We start from the raw sequence: 18610 nt of genomic DNA, 5'->3' as shown, positions 1-18610 counted from the left end.
CGGTGCCGCGCTGGCCGACAACGCCACGAAGGCCTGCAACGCTGGCCGATACGCGTCGCCGAAGCGGATATGCTTGCACGGGTCCGCCCCACACCCGCAGGCCGCAGCGCGATGCGTTTCAGACTGGATTCCCTCCTGCGTTCCGCCGCACTGCTGGTGTGTGCGGCGCCGCTGTTGACGGCATGTGCCCGGACCAACAGGGAAACCGTGCTTTCCTCGGACACGCTGAAGGTCGTGGCCGTGACCGAAAGCCGACTGGACATCAACGTCAGCAAGTATCAGCACTACACGACGTACGTGCTGTACGTGGACGGCAACAGGCTGTCCGACCAAGGATTCTCGGCGCTCCTGCAGGATCCTGAAGCGGCGGGCGATCAGTTCGTGCATACCGATGCCGTGGTGCTGGACGAAGACGCGGTGCTGATCGCCTCGCATAACCGTGACGGGTCACGCTGCTGGACGACGCGGCTCGTCGCACGCAATGGCACGCCGACGCTGGACACGATCATGAAAGGGACCGCCGACTGCAGCCTCCGCCCGGCAGCGCCGGGCTGGCGGGCGCTTTACAGAGATCCCGGCGATCTGATCCTGGTCCGTGAACGGCCCTTCCAGGTCCATCCCATCGCGGGGTACTGGTACGCGCTGTGGATCGACGGCGACACCGTTGCCCTGTACCGGAAGGACCGGGACCATGAGCGCCTCGTCGTCAGGCTGGCACGGATTTCTTCCGATACCCCGCTCGCCGAGCAGACCCTGCCGATGCAGAACTATGCGGAACCCGACCTGCTGCATGCCCCGCCCGAGCAGCGACGGCAATGGCTGTTCGACAACTTCACGGTCTCCACGGGCGCCTCTCCCTCGATCGCGCTGCGTTCGGACCATCGACTCGACACGATCACGCCCGAGGTATGGGCGGAGTATCAGGAAATCGAGCGGCAGAACAAGGAACGGGATGCCCAGGCACGTGCCGCCGGGGATGCCTGGATCGAGGCCCAGCGCCGGGAGCTGATCGAAGCGGACGCGACGGAGCGCGACACCCCGAAGTAACGCTGTCCGGCCCCTCGTCGATGATGGCTGACGAGCAGCAGCATCATGACCAGCCCCTCCCGCAGGCGCGTTCTGGCGAATGTAGCGATTTGGTATGTTGAACACCCTCAATCCCGGTATTCAAGAGGTCTGGTGTTTCAGTGATAGAGACCCGCCTGCTCCAACAGTTCATTGCCGTGGCCGAGGAGCTGCACTTCAATCGTGCCGCCGAGCGGCTGCACATGGCGCAGCCGCCGCTGAGCCAGGCCATCCGCAAGCTGGAGGCCGCCGTCGGAGCGCCGTTGTTCGAGCGCACCCCTCGCAGCGTCGCGTTGACACCGGCGGGCGCTGCCTTTCTTGAAACCGCACGCCGTACCGTGCAGTCGCTGGAGGAGGGCGTAGCGCAGACGCGCCGCGTGGCCCAGGGCATGGAGGGCCATCTGACCCTGGCTTTCATCAACATCGCCCCATATGCCTCGTTGCTGCAGGCGCTGCGCCACTTTCGAGAGCGCAACCCGGGCATCGCCTTCACGATGCGGGAGGCCACCACCCAGGAGCAGGTCAACGCCCTGGAGCAGGGAGAGGTGGATATCGGCTTCATGCGGACACCGGGCACCACGACGCCGCACCTGCGCATGCAAAGGCTGCTGAGCGAACGGATCTGCGTCGCGCTGCCGGCCGGTCATCCGCTGGCGGCGAAAGCGCGCGTCGATCTGGCATTGCTCAGGAACGAAGCGTTCGTCGCCTCGCCCCGCACACTCGGCAAAGGATTTCATGACCAGCTGATCGGCCTGTGCCAGACAGCCGGGTTCGTGCCCGACATCGTGCAGCACGGCCGGCAGATGCAGACCCTGATTGCATTGGTGGCTGCGGGGTTCGGTATCGCGCTGCTGCCCGCTTCGCTGGCGACGGAAACGCGCGAGGACGTTGTGTTCCGGCCGCTCCAGGTGGATGCGGCCGAGGACGTGTCACGGCTGGACCTGTTCATGGCGTGGAACGAGACCCGGACCTCAGCGATCCGCGACCGGTTGATACAGGCAGTCCTGCAGTCCCTTACTCTGCCTTGAGGTGACAGGACGCGCGGCGTCTTGCTGCGGTATGTAAACCGTCCTTCACCCGCACATGGCGAGGCACTAGGCTTGCGCAGCTCTGCTGTATAGGACCTGCGATGCCCGCTGCCATCTATGTGTTTTCCCTGTGCGCGTTCGCGTTCGGGCTCTCCGAGTTCGTGGTCGCCGGATTGCTGACCACGATTGCCGATGACCTGGGGGCGCGGATATCCCTCGTCGGCACGGCCATTGCCGCCTATGCACTGGGCGCGGCCATCGGCGCACCGTTCATCACCGCCCTGGTCGCGCACTGGCGGGACCGGCAGATCCTGCTGCTGGCCACGGCATTGCTCGGGCTGGGCAGCCTGCTGATGAGCGCCTCGCCCAATCTGATCACACTGCTGGCCATCCGCTTCGTGGTCGGCCTCGGCCACGGGGTCTTCATGGCGGTCGCCTCCGACGCGGCGACCCGGCTCGTGGACCCGCAGCGATCCGGCCGGGCGCTGTCGGTTGTGTGGATCGGGTTGACCCTCGCGCTGGCGTTCGGCGTTCCGATCGGCACGTACCTGGGCAGTTTCTGGTCGTGGCGCGTGGTCTTCCTGTCCATCGGCGTCCTCAGCGTGGTCGGCATGCTGGGCCTGGCGTTGTGCATGCCGAGGGGGGCTGCCCGCTCGGCCCCGTCCCGCGGCGGCGCATGGAAGGGCATCCAGGCCATCATCCATCCCGAGCTGCTGGCGACGGCCGGGATCGGCGCGCTGGTGAGCGTCGCGACGTTCTCGTTCTTCACCTTCGTCTCGCCGTACCTGCAGCAGATCACCGGTGTGGGCGTGCAGTGGCTGAGCCTGGGCATGCTGTTGTTCGGCGTCTGTGCGATCGCAGGCAATCTGCTCGGGGGCGCGCTGGGCGATGCGATGGACGGGGAGCGCAGCCTTCAGGTGGCGCTGGTCGCGTTGGCGTTGAATCTGCTCGGGCTCTACGTGTTCGCCAGCATGCCGGCCATGATGATGCTGCTGATCGGTACGCTCGGCATCTGTTTCTTCTGCATCGTGACCCTGCTGACACTGCGTCTGCTCAAGCAGGCGCAGCGCTTGATTCCCGCCTACAGCCCGGTGGCGGCGGGGTTGAACATCGCCTCCTTCAACCTGGGCACCGCGCTTGGGGGCGCCATGGGCAGCCTTACGATCAGCTATGCAACGTTGGCCTCGGTACCGCTGACAGGGGCCGTGGCCGCGGTACTGGCGGGCACCGTGTTGTATCGCCTCGCTCGCCGCAGACACTCATAAGGTGTACTGGCGCGCCCATCCTTGATGTCCCAGAAATGGCGACGGGAGGATTGCAGCTGCCCGGTGGGAATCACCGCTTCTACCAGTTCCAGCGCATGCCCAGCTTGCCGTTCCACGCGGTCTCGTCGCCGTTGAAACTCCAGCTGTAGTCGATATCGGCATACAGGTAGCCGGTCTGGGTGACCTGCCAGGTTCCGCCGATGCCCACTTCGCCCCATGAGCCGCCCATATCGACGGCGAACGGCACGTAGCCGCTGTTGGTGGCGAATGCGGCGCGGGGCGTGCCCCGGAACTCATGCCACACGTTGGCGCGCAGCCAGGCATTGCTGCTGCGGGCCTCACCCTGCGCGGTCTCGTGCTGCCCGGTGCGATTCAATCGCGCGCCGATGCGCCCCACCAGCGAGTCGCCGTCGCTGAAGTGCACCTGCGCGGTGTGATCATCGAGGTCGTCGACGTCGATCTGCTGCCAGATCACCTGCGCCTGCGGCTCCAGACGCCAACGCCCGTCCTCTCCGGAGGACCCGTCGCCCTCGTTGAGAACGAACGGCCAGCCGCCTTCCACCGACAGCGCCAGCCCATCGGCGTCGACAAAACTGTCGGACGTGCGCGGGGACTGCAGGCGCATGTCGTACCACGTGTACTGGGCCACGGCGTCGATATAGGCGCCTTTGGCGGAGAACGCTGTCCAGTAGCCGCCGACCGAGCCGGCCTTGAACCGGTTCGTACCGGCATGGAAGCGGTAATCCAGGAGGTTGTGCCGCACCTCGCCCTTGCCTTTGCCATAGGCGAGGTAGAAACCGGCATGGCGGCGGCGCAGGTCATCGGCATCCACGCGCCGGTAGAGGTCGGTGCCGATCTGCAACGCATCGAAGCGGTAGTCGAAGTCGGGGCCGTGATCGCCATAGATGCCGCGTCGGCCACCATCATGTTCGCCGTCGTGGCCGAGATAGCGCATCCACGCGCCATTGAATCCACTGCGTCCGGTCTCCAGGTCGCCGCGCTGGTGCAGCAGCTGCTCGTCGCCGACCCGTTCGTGCAGGGTATCGATCAGGGTGCGGCCGTACACCTGGGCCATCGCGGGTGCGGCTGCGATCAGCGACACCTCCTGGCGATAGGCCGGGGGCGGCGCCGGGGTGGGCGGTGTAGGCGGTGTAGGCGGTGGCTCCGGTGGTGGCTGGGGCGGCTCGGGCGGCTCGGGCGGCGGGCTGGGGCAGGGGGGTGCCGGTGCGCCCGGGCTGGCGCAATCGATCACCGAGCGCAGGTACCAGCTGTTCTCCACGTCCGGGCCGGAGAGCGTGGCTGCACCGCCGCGGTACAGGAAATACTCGTAGGGGCCGGCCACGACCGGCGCGGACAACGCAAAATTGTCCGCCGTGCTGATGGCGTTGATTGTCTGCACCACGCCGATGCCATCGGCCAGCGTAAGGTCGCCCCGGCCGCCACTGTTGCGGATCTCCAATGCGCCGGGGCCGCTGCTGCTGCCGTCCACCACGACCAGCTGATCCGAAGGGGAGGCATCGTCACCCAGCCAGGTGTTCAGCGCGAGCGTGCCATTGCCGCTGTAGCGCGACACGGTCAGGGTTTTGTAGCTGGCCCCTTGGGCGGGATCTCCGCCAGGCACCGCGAACGCGATCCGGCTGCGATCATTGAGCAGCGTGGTGAGCGTGGAGTTGCCGGTCAGATTCCACAGCGTGTCGTGCAGCGCCACATTGGAGAGGCTGCCGGGCAGGGTGATCGCGGCGCCGGTGAGCACGCTGGCGGTCGCGGCGATGCTGGCAATGGTCGGGGTGTCGGCGGCCGGCAACAGCGGCATCTGCATCGGCACCGCCATCGGCAAGGGCGCTGCCGGATCATCCGGCGGCAGGTCTGGCGGGAGCACCGGGACCGCCGCATCGAGCCCATCGAAATCGGCGATGGCACCGACCTTCAGCCATAGATCGCGCCCGCCTACCGTCGCGCCGGTCAGGCCGATCTGCGCCGCGCCAATGGCGCCTACGCCGGGGCCGTCCGCCGCGGAGAGCGTGGACTGCGTAACGAAGGCCGACGCGGGGGCGGGATCGCCACGGACCAGCAACGCCGCCGCGCCGGGACCGGTCGTGGCCAGCGTGCTATCTGCCACGTCCAACCGCCCGCCGTTCCATGCCACCGCAGCGTGGGCCAGCGCACCACGGGTCGTCACGCGGCTGCCGCCGCCCAGCAGCAGGTGCCCATTGTCGGCCCAGGCAATCAGTCCGTGCGCCTGCACGCCTGTGGTGACGATGGTGCTTGCCGTCGCGGTCAGCAGACTGTCGGCATACGCAGCCAGCCCGTAGCCATGCAACCCGCTGGTGGTGACGGTCATGCCGCTCGTACGGATCTGCCCGGCCCCCGCCGCGCGTGCGCCGATGGAATCGGTGCCGCGCGTGGAGACACTCACATTGGCCAGGGTCGCGATCGTATCCACGCCCTGGATGTTGAAGCCTTCGCTGGCGTTGCCCAGGGTGGTGATGCTGCTGCGCGCGCCGTCGGCCTGACCCGTCACCGGAGTGACGTTCATCCAGACCCGGCCGCCGGCCGTGCCCACGTATACCCCATGCCCGGAGATGCCCGAGGGAACGAATGCGGCGGGATCGGTCACCGCATTGCCGCCGGCATCCACCGGCCGCCCAAACGTCGGCAGCGCCAGATCGGTTCCCAGCAGCACGCCCGTGTGGAGGGTGTCGCCGCTGGAGATCAGCGTGCCAGCCGTGCCACCGCTGGCGTTGAGTGTCATCCCGGGGCGGCCGGCATTGATGATGGTGGAGCCGGCGCTGTCGATGGTGCCGCCCGTCGCGTTCAGGCCGATGCCACCCGCGCCACCGCCGCCGATATAGAGATTGCGCGCGGTGATACGGGTTGCCGCGCCATCGGCACGGATGCCGCCGCCGCTTCCCGAGGTGGTCAGGGTACTGTCGGTCACGCTGACCTGCGCGCCAGCCTGGCCATACACGCCGTTGGCATTGAGATCCGTGGTGCGTGTATCCAGGCGCAGCAACGTGGCCTGCGGTCCGGTGGTGCCAGCCGTGCCCTGGACCAGTACGGCATTGGCATTGATGCCGTGCGTGGTGATCACCGTGTTGGCCGCCTGCAGCCGCGATGTCGCCGAGGCGGCCTGGGCCACGAGTACGCCGGTGCTGTTGTTGCCAAACGTTTCGATGCGCGTGGCGGTGGCCAGCGGTGAGCCGTTGGCGGCCACGTCCAGGCGCAGCGTGCCGCCGCTGGACGACACCTGCGCACCATTTGCGCCGGTGGTGCCGGTGGCCACATAGGCGGCCGGATCGGTCGTGACAGTGCCACCGGCATCCACCGGCAGGCCATAGCTGGCGGCGGAAGGATCCGTACCGAGCTGTACGCCCGTGAGCAGGACATTGCCTTGGCTGAGCACCGTGCCGCCGCTGGCCGCCTGCAGACCAACCGCCGCATTGCCGCCGGCAATGCCGGAGGTGTAGATCGCACTGCCGCTCAGCGTGAGCGTGCCTGAGGTCAGCGCATGGGCACCGATGGCGCCGTTGCGCAGCGTTGAGAGGCGCAGCCCGTTTGCCGTGAGCGCGCTGCCACTGCCTTCGGCGCGCAGCGCATTGCCGGTCTGTCCCGCAGCGATGACGATACCCGGCGCATCTGCCAGTGTGACCGTGCTGCCGCCCCCGGCCAGCACGCCGTGCGCATTCTGCCCGGCCACGCGGATGTCCAGCCCATCAACCTGCACCTGGGAGGTGCCAGCGGCCGACAGCCCGTGTGCGGTGGTGCCGGTGGCGTTGATGGTCAGCCCGGACAAGATGCCTTGCGCATCAGCGAATACCAGGCCGGTCGCGCCGGTGCCGGTGGTATCGATGGAAAGCTGGGATGCCCTGAGGCGCGAACCGGTGGCAAAGCGTCCACCACTGTTGTTGTTGCCTCGGGTGAGGATGTTCACCGCGTGCACCTCGAACTGCGCGCCGCTGGCGCCGAGCAGCCCGTGGCTGCCATTGGTTGCACCGGCGCCGGTGCCCAGGATATGGATCGATGTGGTGCCACCCGTGGGAATGCCGGCGCTGTCCACATTCAACCGAACGGCGCCGTCAATGGCACTGATGCCGTGGGCCGCCGTTGCGGCCTTGCCCACGTAAGCGCTGGGATCGGTGACGAGATTGCCGCTGGCATCCACCGGCAGGCCGTAGGTGGCGGGGTTGCCGGGTTGCGTCCCGAGCAGTATTCCGGTGGCAATGACATCGCCGCTGCCGGTGAAACTGCCGCCCGCTACCTGGAGGCCTTCGCTGTTGGCCAGGGACGTGTAGAAGCGCGTGCCGTTCGAGGTCAGCGTGGTGCCTGCCTCCAGGCGGGCAGCAGGCCCTCCGGCGCCCAGTCGGCTGACGGTGGAGCCAGCCGCCAGGAAGTTGACCGCGCCCGCGTTGGTCGAGCAGACCGTGGCCGTGTTGGCGGCACTGGTGATCAACGCCACCGCGCCGGCAGCGTTGATCACGCCGGCATTGGCGGCATAGAAGGCCGGTGCACCGGCGGTGGTCGGCGCGTACGTGCCGCTTGCGATCGTCTGGACCGTACCGTTCGCACGGACCTGCTGGGCGGGTACGGTGGCCGGCACCGTAATGCAGCTGGCGGCGTCCACGCTCTGCGCCAGTGCGGACCAGGGCGCCGCGGCCGCCAGACCGACCACGAGCAGGCTGCCGCGGATCGATTGCGGTGACACGAACGTACCCGCACACGTCACGCCGGATGCTGCTCGGCGACCAGATCGGGAAGTGTCCACGTTTTATCCATGTTGTGCTGTGTTGATCTACATGCACGAAGTCGCCACGCCCGGCGGGCACCGGGTGTCACTCGAGTCTGGCCACGGCGCTTTACGCGCTCAACCGCAATACATGCGGGATGAGGGCAGTAAAACTACCGGCACCCGCGGGGCACAGCATCCCGCAGACAGGCGACGCAGCGCTGACATCGGCCCGGGTATAGTGATCGTGACTTCACCGCAAGGATCGAAGCAATGCAGAAGGGCTCGGATCTACTGGTCAAGGCGCTGGAGAACGAAGGCGTCGACCGCATCTTTGGTGTCCCGGGCGAGGAGAATCTGGACTTCCTCGAGTCGCTCCGGACCTCGCACATCGAGCTGGTGCTTACCCGCCACGAGCAGGCGGCCGCGTTCATGGCCGCCACCCACGGCCGGCTCACCGGCAGGCCCGGGGTCTGTCTGGCCACGCTCGGCCCGGGCGCGCTGAATTTCTCCACCGGCGCCGCCTATGCCCACCTCGGCGCGTGGCCGATGATTCTCATCACGGGGCAGAAGCCGGTGATGAGCGCCAAGCAGGCACGGTTCCAGATCGTGGATATCGTGGCCTCGATGAAGCCGCTCACGAAAATGACGCGTCAGATCGTCAGCCCGGCCGCGATTCCGGCCACGGTGCGCGATGCCTTCCGCGTGGCCATGGAAGAGCGCCCCGGGCCAGTGCATCTGGAGCTCCCGGAAGATGTCGCCGGCGAGGAGGTCGAAGATATTCCCGTCATCCCGGCCCATCCGCTGGAGCGTCCGATCGCACCGTCTGCCGCGCTCGACCGCGCAGAGGCGGCCATCCTGGCGGCCAAACGGCCGCTGGCGATGATCGGTGCGGCGGGAAGCCGCCCGTGGCTCGCCGAGGCGCTTTCCGCGTTCGTCGCACGGACCCGCCTGCCGTTCTTCAACACGCAGATGGGCAAGGGCGCCGTCACCGGCGGCTCCAACCTGTACATGGGAACAGCCGCGCTCTCCGAGGGCGACTATGTCCACGAAGCGGTTGCCCGCGCCGATCTGATCATCGCCATCGGCCATGACACGGTCGAAAAGCCGCCCTTCCTGATGAAGAGCGGCGGCGGGCCCAAGGTCATCCATATCAGCTTCCAGTCCGCCACGGTGGAGCAGGTGTACCACCCCGATATCGAGGTTCTGGGCGACATCGGTGCCTCGATGGATGCGCTGGCCGGGCGGCTGGAAGGCCGCGTGGCGACTGACGAAGGCATGATCGAGCTGCGCCAGAAGATCCTGGCCCGCCTCAATGACCGTGCCGAGGAGGACCGCTTCCCGGTCACGCCGCAACGGGTCGTGCATGACGTACGCCAGTCCATGCCGGACGACGGGATCGTCTGCCTCGACAACGGCATGTACAAGATCTGGTTCGCCCGCAATTATCGAACGCACGTCGCCAACACGCTGCTGCTCGACAACGCACTGGCCACGATGGGTGCGGGCCTGCCATCGGCGATGATGGCGGCCATGCTGTACCCCCAGCGGCGCGTCATGGCCGTGTGCGGTGACGGTGGCTTCATGATGAATTCGCAGGAAATGGAAACCGCCGTGCGGCTGGGCCTCAACCTCGTCGTGGTGATCCTCAACGATAGTGCCTACGGCATGATCCGCTGGAAGCAGGCGGTGGATGGTTTCGAGGATTTCGGCATGCGCTTTGGCAATCCGGATTTCGTGAAGTATGCCGAGGCGTATGGCGCGAAGGGGAGCCGGGTGACCGCGGTCGACGACCTAGTGCCGATGATCGAGGCTGCTTTCGCTGGTGGCGGTGTCCACGTGCTGGATGTGCCGATCGACTATGCCGAAAATACCCGCGTGCTGGTGGATGAGCTGCGCAACCGCACGCCGGACGTGGGCTGCGCGTGACCCCCCGGCTGCCCCTTCCGCAAGGAGCTCAAGATGCTGACCGTCGTACAGGCCTTTGACCGCGCCCCCATCGCAGAGATCGGGCTGGATACCGCCGCCGCGCTGGAGCGCAAGCTCAGTGCTGCCGAGAGCGTCTTCAAGGACCGCGACGGCTGGCTCGCCCCGCACCAGCGCATCGCCATCCTGCGCAGGCTTGCCGCCCTGATGGACGCCAAGCGCGATCACCTCGCCCTGCAGATTGCACGCGAGGGCGGCAAACCGCTCCCGGATGCGATCATCGAGACCGCACGTGCGATTGATGGCGTCCACAACGCGGCCGACGAGCTGCGCAACTTTGCCGGCCGCGAAATCCCGATGGGTCTTTCGGCAGCGTCCGAGGGCCGCTGGGCGTTCACGACCCGGGAGCCCATCGGCATCGTGGCGGCCATCTCGGCGTTCAATCACCCGCTCAACCTGATCGTCCATCAGGTCGCGCCGGCCATCGCGGTGGGTTGTCCGGTCATCATCAAGCCCGCCTCGGCAACGCCGCTGTCCTGCCTGGAATTCGTGGCAATGGTGCATGAGGCCGGGCTGCCCGAACCGTGGTGCCAGAGTTTCCTCCCGGACGGCAACGACCTGGCCGAGGCGCTGGCGACCGACAAACGCATTGCCTTCCTGAGCTTCATCGGTTCGGCGAGGGTAGGGTGGTCGCTGCACGCCAAGCTGGCACATGGCGCACGTTCGGCGCTGGAACATGGCGGGGCTGCGCCCGCCCTCGTCGATCGCAGCGCTGACCTGGCCAGGATCATCGAGCCGATCGTCAAGGGCGGCTACTACCATGCCGGCCAGGTCTGCGTGTCCACCCAGCGCATCTTCGTCCACAACACCATTGCCGACGACTTCACCCAGGCCCTCGTCGCCCGGGTTGAACGGCTGCGTACCGGCGACCCGACCCTGAAGGACACCGAGGTGGGCCCGCTGATCCAGCCGCGCGAGGCCGACCGCGTGGCCGAGTGGATTGACGAAGCGGTGAGCGGCGGTGCGCAGCGTGCCACAGGCGGCAAGCGCCTCTCCGAGACGATGTTGCAGCCCACCGTATTGCTCGATCCAGCCAGCGACGCTCGGGTAACCACGCTGGAAGTGTTCGGGCCGGTGGTGGCGGTGTATCGCTTCGCGGACCTCGACGAGGCGATTGCTCGCGCCAACGCCTTGCCCACCGCCTTCCAGGCCAGCGTGTTCGCGCAGGATATCGATATCGCCATGCGCGCTGCCAACCGCTTGGATGCCTCGGCCGTGATGATCAATGATCCGACTGCATTCCGCACGGACTGGATGCCTTTCGCCGGCCGCCGCGAATCGGGTTATGGCACGGGCGGGATTCCGTACACGATGCGGGACATGTCGCAGGAAAAGATGATTCTGATGCGGAGGAGTTGAACCCGTTATGGCCAGGTCGGTATCGGCAGAAAAGCAGCGTGAGTACGACCAACTCAAGCGCTTCTTTGTTCACTGGGAGACACATCTCACGCCGCATCGGGTGTTGGGGCTCGAGCACCCGCACAATCCCATCAATGTCCTGGCGGCCTACGAGCGCCAGCTGGGTGTTTCACGTGTGCTGCCAGGCCTGAAGCAAGCGGTCAATGACATCCTGGAGGACTTCGAGGATTTCTCGCCTCAGGAGATCGCTGCAGCCGATGCCTCTCTGGCCCGGGCCGGCGCACCGACGATGAGTCAGCTCTGGCAGGGCCGCTCTCGTCACTACAAGGCGATCCTGCGGCGTGGCCGCCTCCGCAATGACACCGAGTACTATCTGGCCTCATCGATTGTGTGTGATACCGCCTCGCAAGTTCCCCCCGACGAACTGGACCTTCTGGACAGGATGGTGGCCAACTATGCGTTGCAGCGGACCTGACCCTTTACACGCACCCTGGCTCGTCGCCAGGAGAGTGAGGGGGGGTAATTCCTGATCCCTGACACCTGTCACTTGTGATGGGTCGGTGCAAAGCGAGAATGGACCCATTCCCGCGCGGCGTTGCATCGCCGGCACCCACCCACATCAAGGACGTCCTGTGAACATGCTGCTGAGCCTCATCTCGAGTACCCCTGTGTGGGTCTGGGCGCTTCTGGTCTTTCTGGTCACCCGTGGCGTCAGCGCCATGAAACCCGGTGAAACCTCGCTCACGAAGCTGGCCATCGTGCCGGTCCTCTTCACCGCTTGGGGAGTCTGGTCGCTGGGCCACCGCTTCGGTAGTTCCTGGGAGGCGTGGGCGGAATGGCTGGTCGGCATCGGTGCGGGCATGGGCCTTGGGTGGATGCTGCTGCGACGGGCAACGCTCACCGTCAACATGTCCACGGGGAGGTTGTGGCGGCGTGCGGACTACAGCCTGCTGCCGCTGCTGCTGCTCACGTTTGTGGTGAAGTACGGCTTCGAGGTCGCACTCTCCGTTTCCCCTTCGCTCACCTTCGATGTCGGCTTCCGCGCCGCCTATCTGTTGCTGTCGGGCGGGTTCACCGGCGTCTTCATCGGGAAGTACCTGCGATACCTGCGTGCCTCGCGGCTTGCCACGCCGCCCTCGGCGCTGGAAGCGGCGGGCTGAGGCCACCTGGGGTATGTCCCGGCTCTGTGCTGCCGACGTCGATCTGGCGAGAGGCTTGGTGTCTGCCCCCGATGGCGGCACACTGCTTCTGGACGTGGCATATCGCCACCAGGCAGGAGAGGTATGCGTGACTGATGCGGCAAAAGAAGCGCTGGCGATGCGTCGCGCCAGTGTGGCCGATGCGCCCGCTGTACTGCGCTTGTTCGATGAGGTGATTGCCTGGTTCGTGGCCATCGGCAACCCGCAGCAGTGGGGTAGCCAAGCGTGGTCATCGATTCCGCGCCGTATCACCCAGATGACCGACGCCTGCGCGCTGCCGGGTGCGTGGGTGGCTGAAACCTCACAGGGCGAGGTGCGTGCGTTCCTGGCGTTGGGGGACGCCATGCCTTACGTGCCCGCGGCGGTCGAGCCAGAGCTCTACGTGCGCGTGCTGATTGCTTCGCGCGATCCGCGCGTGCGCGGTATCGGCCGCCGGCTGATGGCGTTCGCCGACGAGCAGGCACGTGCCGCGGGTGTCGCTTCCGTGCGCGTGGATTGCTATGCCGGGGGCAGTGGCGACCTGGTGCGTTTTTACGAATCGTGCGGATACGAGCGGCTGTCGACCTTCAACATGGAAGGTTGGCCGGGCCAGGTGCTTGGCCGCCGCTTGTGAGGCAGCCGCTGGCTAAAGGGCCAGCAAAGGCCTCGAGACAGACGCCCGTGTGACCAGCTGGTGGGGCAGCACATGGTTCACGGTCGCGCGCGCCGAGGACGCGGGATGCCGGATCGCGCGCAGCAGGATATCGACGGCGGTGTCCGCCATCTCGGCCACCGGCTGATGGAGGGTGGTCAGTTCCGGCCACACCATCGTCGCCGCGGAGGTGTCGTCGAAACCCACCACCGAAAGATCCCCTGGCACCTCCAACCCGCGGCGATGCGCTACGGAAACCACGGCCGACGCCATGTCATCGTTGCTGGCGAAGATCGCGCTGGGCGGCTGGGGCAGCGTCAACAACCGTTCGGCCGCCTCCAGCCCGGAGCGGTAGGTGAAATACCCCGGCTGGACGAGGCTGTCGTCGTAGCCGATGCCGGCGTCAGCCAAGGCGTCCCGGTAGCCCTGCCAGCGGTGCGCGCTGGCGGTCTGATTCGGATCGCCGGTGATGTAGCCAATGCGGGCATGCCCGTAAGCGATCAGATGCGACACCATGTCGTGGCTTGCCTGGCGATCATCAATGCGCACGCACGAGAGCCTGTCGCTGAACTGGCTGGATGCGATGGCGACGACGGGAATGCCGGCGCTCACGAAGGTGTCGACGATCTCCTGTGATTCGCACAGCGGCGGCGGAAGAATCACGCCCGCCACGCTGTTGGACAATTGCCGTGCTGCCTCGCGACGTTGCTGGGTGCCCAGTTCATCCCAGGTGGCGATCACCAGCTGTGCCGCTGCCCGGGTGGAGCCGCGCAGTGCGCCCACCAGCAGTTCGCGCAGGTAGCTGGAGCTGGGGTTGGTATAGATCAGTGCGATGCAGGTGTGCTGCGCCGCGGCCAGTGTGCTCGCCGCAAGATTGGGGCGGTAGTCCAGTGCGAGCACGCTGCGCATGACGCGCTCGCGGTTACCGTCACGCACGCCCGCATGGCCATTGATGACGCGCGACACCGTCATGGCGGACACGCCGGCGTGCGCTGCGACGTCGTCGATGGTGATGGCGCTGGCTTTCCGACGCACGACTTTCTGGCTGTTTTTCAGGACACACGCTCCTTTGCTGCGCTGCATGATGACAAGCGCGACCCCGGATGATTAGTCTGCGGCCGTGACGTGATGGTAGCGCTACCACTTGGCCGGGGTAAGGGCCAACGGGTACCCCCCCTTTACCACGCGGCTGTTCTGGCAAGCCTGAAAGCGAGTGTGAGTCGCAGCAAGCGCACAGCGCGCTGCGATGTTCGGTGTGGAAGACGGGCATCGCCCGTACGTGCCCCCAGGAGGGGCGGTACATCCATTCGATCGTTATGTCAGAGGGGAGAGTCATGAGCGCTTCTACGTTCCGTCGTACCCAAGGCCGGGGGGCTCGTTCATGAGCCGCACGCTGGCGAAGTTCACCTCCAGGGCCATGTTCACGTTTGTCGGTGGCGTCCTGGTCATCAATCCTGCATTTGCACAGGACGCGCCAACGCCCGCGGCCGTCGCCCAGCCGCAGGCCCAGCCCAGCCCGACCCAGCTGGACACCGTGCAGGTCACCGGCATCCGCAACAGCCTCAGCCAGGCGATGGACATCAAACGCGACTCGGCCGGCGTGGTGGATGCCATCAGTGCCGAGGATATCGGCAAGTTCCCGGATACCAACCTGGCCGAATCGCTGCAACGCATCACCGGCATCTCCATCGAACGTCGTGATGGTGAAGGTGCACAGGTCACCGCGCGTGGCTTTGGTCCACAGTTCAACATGGTCACGCTCAACGGGCGGCAGATGCCGGGCGCGGATGCGTTCGGCGCGTCCGGGCAGGTCGCCATCGGCGGTGTGGACGGAGGTACCCGTGCCTTCAACTTCGCCCAGCTGGCCGCCGAATCCATCAATGGCATCGAGGTCTACAAGACCAGCCAGGCCAATGTCCCCAGCGGTGGGATCGGCGCCACCATCAACATCCTGACCGGACGCCCGTTCGATCATGACGGCACCGTCGCCAGTGCCGGTGCGAAGGTCGTCTCCGACCAGAGCCAGCCGTTCGACAACGACCTGACGCCCGAACTGTCCGGCATTTTCAGCTACAGCAACCCGGAAAAGACCTTCGGCGTCGGCGTGAGTGCGAGCTACCAGAAGCGCAAGGGTGGCTCGGTGCAGGCCACCAACAACTACTGGAACATCCAGCCGTGGACCGGCACGATGCCCGGCAACCCGACCGTGGTCAATGCCCCGGCGGTGGGCGCACTGTACGGTCGCCCGAACGACCTTCGCTATGCGTTCTCCGAGTTCGAGCGTGAGCGCATCAATGGCCAGGCGGTGCTGCAGTTCGCGCCGACCGACGCGGTGACCCTGACCCTGGACTACACCTATTCGACCAACGAGATCACCGAGAATCGTGGCGAACAGGGCATGTGGTTGCAGAACAGCAACTACACCGATGTCACGTTCGACACCAGCGGTGCGGTCGCGACGCCGGTCTATATCCGTGAAATCGCGGGCATCAAGGATTTCGGGCTTGAGCAGCAGCGCAGCATGCAGAAGTACAAGCTGGGATCGCTCGGCTTCAACGCCCTCTGGAACGTCACCGACCGGTTCAAGCTTACCTTCGACGCGCACGATTCCAAGAACGAAAGCCGGCCGAACGATCCGCTCACCGGGGGCGGCTCCATCTTCAGCAGCATCGCCGGTACCAACAACTGCACCACCGGGCCGCATTGCGGTGGGTCGTGGGTGCAGGAAATGAACTTCAACAACGGCTTGCCGGTGGGCACCCAGGTCTGGTACCCGAGCACCGCCGATGCCCTCGCCAAAGCCAATGGCGTGGTCAACCCGGGCTTCGTGCCGGGCGAGATCGGCTCGCAGGTGCTGCGCATCAATTCGCAGACCCAGGTCAGCGAGATCAAGCAGGGGCGCATCGACGGTGAGTGGAGCTTCGACAAGGGGCGCTTCCAGTTTGGCGTGGACTCGAGCAAGCAGACCACCCACCGCATCCAGGCCGCGGAAAATTACAGCACACTGGGCGACTGGGGCGTGGCCAACGTCGACGGGGATGTGGCCAATGGGCTGATGGACCTGCTGCAGCCGGTCAACATCGTCGGGTTGTTCAACGACTTCAATGCCAACAGCTTCACCGCCTGGCGCGGCGATGCGGGCCGACTGGCGCAATGGGCGGCGGACAACTATGGCGCCAGCCTTGGCGTGAGCCCGCAGCGGGCCGCCGACAACCTGGTGGAGGAAAAGACGAAATCGGCCTATTTCCAGGTCGAGCTGGACGGCGAGCTGGGCGGCCTGCGCACCAATACCCGCCTGGGCGTGCGCTATGAAACCACCGATGTGGTGTCCACGTCGGTCATCGCCATCCCGGAGGCCATCGAGTGGCAGTCCAACAACGACTTCCGCGTGGTGCTGTCCGATGAGCAACAGCCGTTCACCGAGAAGAACAGCTACAGCTACATCCTGCCCAACCTCGATTTCAGCATCGACCTCATGGACAACCTGAAGGGGCGTGTCTCGTTCGGCAAGAGCATCGCGCGCGCGCCGATCGGCAATCTCTATGCAGGCCCGACCGCACAGCAGCCGTTTGGCTCGGTGCTGATCGATCCGTCTTCGCGGGCCAGCGGCACCGCGCAGAACCCGCAGCTGAAGCCGCTGGAGTCCGACAACCTCGACCTGGCACTGGAGTGGTACTTCGCCGATGCGAGCTACGTGTCGTTGACCTACTGGAACAAGTCCGTCAACAACTTCATCGGCAACACGATCGTGCAGGAGAATCTGTATGGGCTGAGGGATCCCACCGCCGGTCCGGATGCGCAGGCCGCGTTGGCCTTCCTCAACAGCGGCGCCTGCATCACCCAGGTCGGTGCGGCCAATGCGGCGGCCTGCTCGGCCAACGATACGGCCCTGTTCACCGCGCTGGCCCTGTTGCGCAACAACCCGGCCGGGTTGGGCGCCTATAACGGAACCGACGCGCAGGTGCTGGCCACCGAAGCGGCCTACGATCTGTACGGGGAAGGTGATGACCCGCTCTATGCGTTCAACGTCAACCGACCCATCAACCAGAACCAGGCCAAGCTGCATGGCTGGGAGCTGGGTGGCCAGTACTTCTTCGGCGATACCGGCTTTGGCGTCCTCGCCAACTACACCCTCGTGAACGGCGATGTCGGCTACAACAACGGGGGCGACCCGGCCATCGACCAGTTCGCCTTGACCGGCCTCAGTGACACCGCAAACGCCGTGCTAATGTACGAAAAATACGGTTGGTCGGTCCGCTTGGCGTGGAACTGGCGTGACCAGTATCTGATTCTGGCCAACCAGGGGGCCAGCCGGAATCCGTACTACGTGGAGGCGTACGAACAGTGGGATCTCAGCGTGAACTACACGCTGGACGATCACTGGTCGTTCGGCCTGGAAGCGATCAACCTGACCGGTGAGGACGTCCGTTGGCGCTCGCGCACCTCGCAGATGATCGTGAAGCTGGCTGACCAGAGCCCGCGTTACATGCTCGGCGTTCGTTACAGGTTCTGACGTGTGGGGGTGCCGCTGCCCTGGCAGCGGCACCCGTTCAAGGGTCCTGATGGGGTGGGAAGAACACCATGCCGCGTTACGAAATGCTCAACAACATCGCCCACCGCGATCTGCGCGTGGCCACCGATTTCGGGCCCGCGTTCGGCGATGCGGTCGGCATGGTGCCGGCCTACCCGAGCGAGTTCGCCGAACTGCAGCGGGAATATCCCATTTTCCTTCGCAAGGACGCCGCCACGGGCCAGTGGCAGTCCGTGGTCCTGCTCGGGTTCGAGCAGCACGAGAATCTTTACCTGCAGGACGGCCGATGGAATGCGTCCTACCTGCCCGGGGCGGCGGCCAAGGGGCCGTTCCTGATCGGCTTCCAGGAGAACCAGATCGATGGCACGCTCACCCAGGAAGCGGTGCTGCACGTGGATCTGGATCACCCGCGCGTGACGGCGATGCAGGGCGAGCCGGTATTCCTGCCGCAGGGGGGCAACACACCTTATCTGGACCACATCGCAGGCGTGCTGCGTGGTATCCACGAGGGACACGCCTTCGGGGCGGCGATGTTTGCCGAGCTGGATGCGAAAGACCTCATTCAACCGATCACGCTCGACGTGCAGGTTGCCCAGGAGCATCGGGTCGGTGTCAACGGCCTGCACGCCATCGACCGTGACCGGCTTGCCCAGCTGGACGGTCCGGCGCTGGCCGAACTCAATCGCGCCGGCTACCTGGAAGGTGCGTACCTGATGCTGGCGTCGCTGCACAACATGCGTCGCCTGATCGCAGAGAAACAGAAACGCCTGCGTCTGCAGGATGCCGCCGCTGCGGCGGGCAGGAACTGACCGGTGCTGGACGG

General features: G+C 66.0%; 12 protein-coding genes. 10 read left to right on the top strand and 2 right to left on the bottom strand.

What is annotated here, in order from left to right; translation table 11 throughout:
- The first annotated feature begins 111 nt into the window (after positions 1 to 111).
- From BCL79_RS01560 to BCL79_RS01550, 3 genes are all read left to right on the top strand, one after another.
- Positions 112 to 1047, top strand: coding sequence for a hypothetical protein (locus BCL79_RS01560; RefSeq protein ID WP_121036853.1), 936 nt, complete (start codon positions 112 to 114; stop codon positions 1045 to 1047).
- 140 nt (positions 1048 to 1187) lie between these two features.
- The gene (locus BCL79_RS01555; RefSeq protein WP_121036852.1) at positions 1188 to 2093 is read left to right on the top strand and encodes a LysR substrate-binding domain-containing protein; all 906 of its coding nucleotides are present in this window, start codon (positions 1188 to 1190) and stop codon (positions 2091 to 2093) included.
- A gap of 101 nt (positions 2094 to 2194) precedes the next feature.
- Complete coding sequence (locus tag BCL79_RS01550; protein WP_121036851.1) at positions 2195 to 3358, top strand: MFS transporter; 1164 nt, start codon at positions 2195 to 2197, stop codon at positions 3356 to 3358.
- A gap of 79 nt (positions 3359 to 3437) precedes the next feature.
- Here the strand turns inward: BCL79_RS01550 and BCL79_RS01545 are convergent, their stop codons facing one another.
- A complete protein-coding gene (locus BCL79_RS01545) occupies positions 3438 to 8060 on the bottom strand; it encodes an autotransporter outer membrane beta-barrel domain-containing protein (RefSeq protein WP_147433826.1) in 4623 nt (1540 codons plus the stop codon).
- Positions 8061 to 8354: 294 nt separating this feature from the next.
- On the opposite strand from BCL79_RS01545, the gene BCL79_RS01540 reads away from it, so the two are divergent.
- From BCL79_RS01540 to BCL79_RS01520, 5 genes are all read left to right on the top strand, one after another.
- Positions 8355 to 10010: an acetolactate synthase large subunit gene (locus BCL79_RS01540; protein ID WP_121036849.1), complete on the top strand. Its 1656-nt coding sequence runs from the start codon at positions 8355 to 8357 to the stop codon at positions 10008 to 10010.
- 33 nt (positions 10011 to 10043) lie between these two features.
- On the top strand, positions 10044 to 11426 hold the full coding sequence (locus BCL79_RS01535; protein ID WP_121036848.1) for an aldehyde dehydrogenase family protein: 1383 nt from the start codon (positions 10044 to 10046) through the stop codon (positions 11424 to 11426).
- A 7-nt stretch (positions 11427 to 11433) separates the two neighbouring features.
- A complete protein-coding gene (locus BCL79_RS01530) occupies positions 11434 to 11901 on the top strand; it encodes a hypothetical protein (RefSeq protein ID WP_121036847.1) in 468 nt (155 codons plus the stop codon).
- Positions 11902 to 12064: 163 nt separating this feature from the next.
- Positions 12065 to 12586: a DUF6622 family protein gene (locus tag BCL79_RS01525; protein WP_121036846.1), complete on the top strand. Its 522-nt coding sequence runs from the start codon at positions 12065 to 12067 to the stop codon at positions 12584 to 12586.
- 127 nt (positions 12587 to 12713) lie between these two features.
- The gene (locus BCL79_RS01520; RefSeq protein WP_121036845.1) at positions 12714 to 13238 is read left to right on the top strand and encodes a GNAT family N-acetyltransferase; all 525 of its coding nucleotides are present in this window, start codon (positions 12714 to 12716) and stop codon (positions 13236 to 13238) included.
- Between the two features lie 12 nt (positions 13239 to 13250).
- Here the strand turns inward: BCL79_RS01520 and BCL79_RS01515 are convergent, their stop codons facing one another.
- Positions 13251 to 14312: a LacI family DNA-binding transcriptional regulator gene (locus tag BCL79_RS01515; RefSeq protein WP_428999436.1), complete on the bottom strand. Its 1062-nt coding sequence runs from the start codon at positions 14310 to 14312 to the stop codon at positions 13251 to 13253.
- A 325-nt stretch (positions 14313 to 14637) separates the two neighbouring features.
- Between BCL79_RS01515 and BCL79_RS01510 the strand changes: the two genes are divergently transcribed.
- On the top strand, positions 14638 to 17769 hold the full coding sequence (locus BCL79_RS01510; protein ID WP_121036843.1) for a TonB-dependent receptor: 3132 nt from the start codon (positions 14638 to 14640) through the stop codon (positions 17767 to 17769).
- 68 nt (positions 17770 to 17837) lie between these two features.
- The gene (locus BCL79_RS01505; protein ID WP_121036842.1) at positions 17838 to 18596 is read left to right on the top strand and encodes a SapC family protein; all 759 of its coding nucleotides are present in this window, start codon (positions 17838 to 17840) and stop codon (positions 18594 to 18596) included.
- Positions 18597 to 18610: the final 14 nt, after the last annotated feature.

It is taken from the genome of Stenotrophomonas rhizophila (assembly GCF_003651185.1).
Lineage (GTDB): Bacteria > Pseudomonadota > Gammaproteobacteria > Xanthomonadales > Xanthomonadaceae > Stenotrophomonas > Stenotrophomonas maltophilia_Z.
Note: the sequence above shows the minus strand (reverse complement) of the source record. Positions and strands in the feature narration are given on the sequence as shown.

Excerpts from the sequence above, each read along its gene's own strand:
- BCL79_RS01560 (WP_121036853.1), top strand. The coding sequence starts at position 112 with ATGCGTTTCAGACTGGATTCCCTCCTGCGTTCCGCCGCACTGCTGGTG.
- BCL79_RS01550 (WP_121036851.1), top strand. The coding sequence starts at position 2,195 with ATGCCCGCTGCCATCTATGTGTTTTCCCTGTGCGCGTTCGCGTTCGGG.
- BCL79_RS01540 (WP_121036849.1), top strand. The coding sequence starts at position 8,355 with ATGCAGAAGGGCTCGGATCTACTGGTCAAGGCGCTGGAGAACGAAGGC.
- BCL79_RS01535 (WP_121036848.1), top strand. The coding sequence starts at position 10,044 with ATGCTGACCGTCGTACAGGCCTTTGACCGCGCCCCCATCGCAGAGATC.
- BCL79_RS01530 (WP_121036847.1), top strand. The coding sequence starts at position 11,434 with ATGGCCAGGTCGGTATCGGCAGAAAAGCAGCGTGAGTACGACCAACTC.
- BCL79_RS01525 (WP_121036846.1), top strand. The coding sequence starts at position 12,065 with ATGCTGCTGAGCCTCATCTCGAGTACCCCTGTGTGGGTCTGGGCGCTT.
- BCL79_RS01510 (WP_121036843.1), top strand. The coding sequence starts at position 14,638 with ATGAGCCGCACGCTGGCGAAGTTCACCTCCAGGGCCATGTTCACGTTT.
- BCL79_RS01505 (WP_121036842.1), top strand. The coding sequence starts at position 17,838 with ATGCCGCGTTACGAAATGCTCAACAACATCGCCCACCGCGATCTGCGC.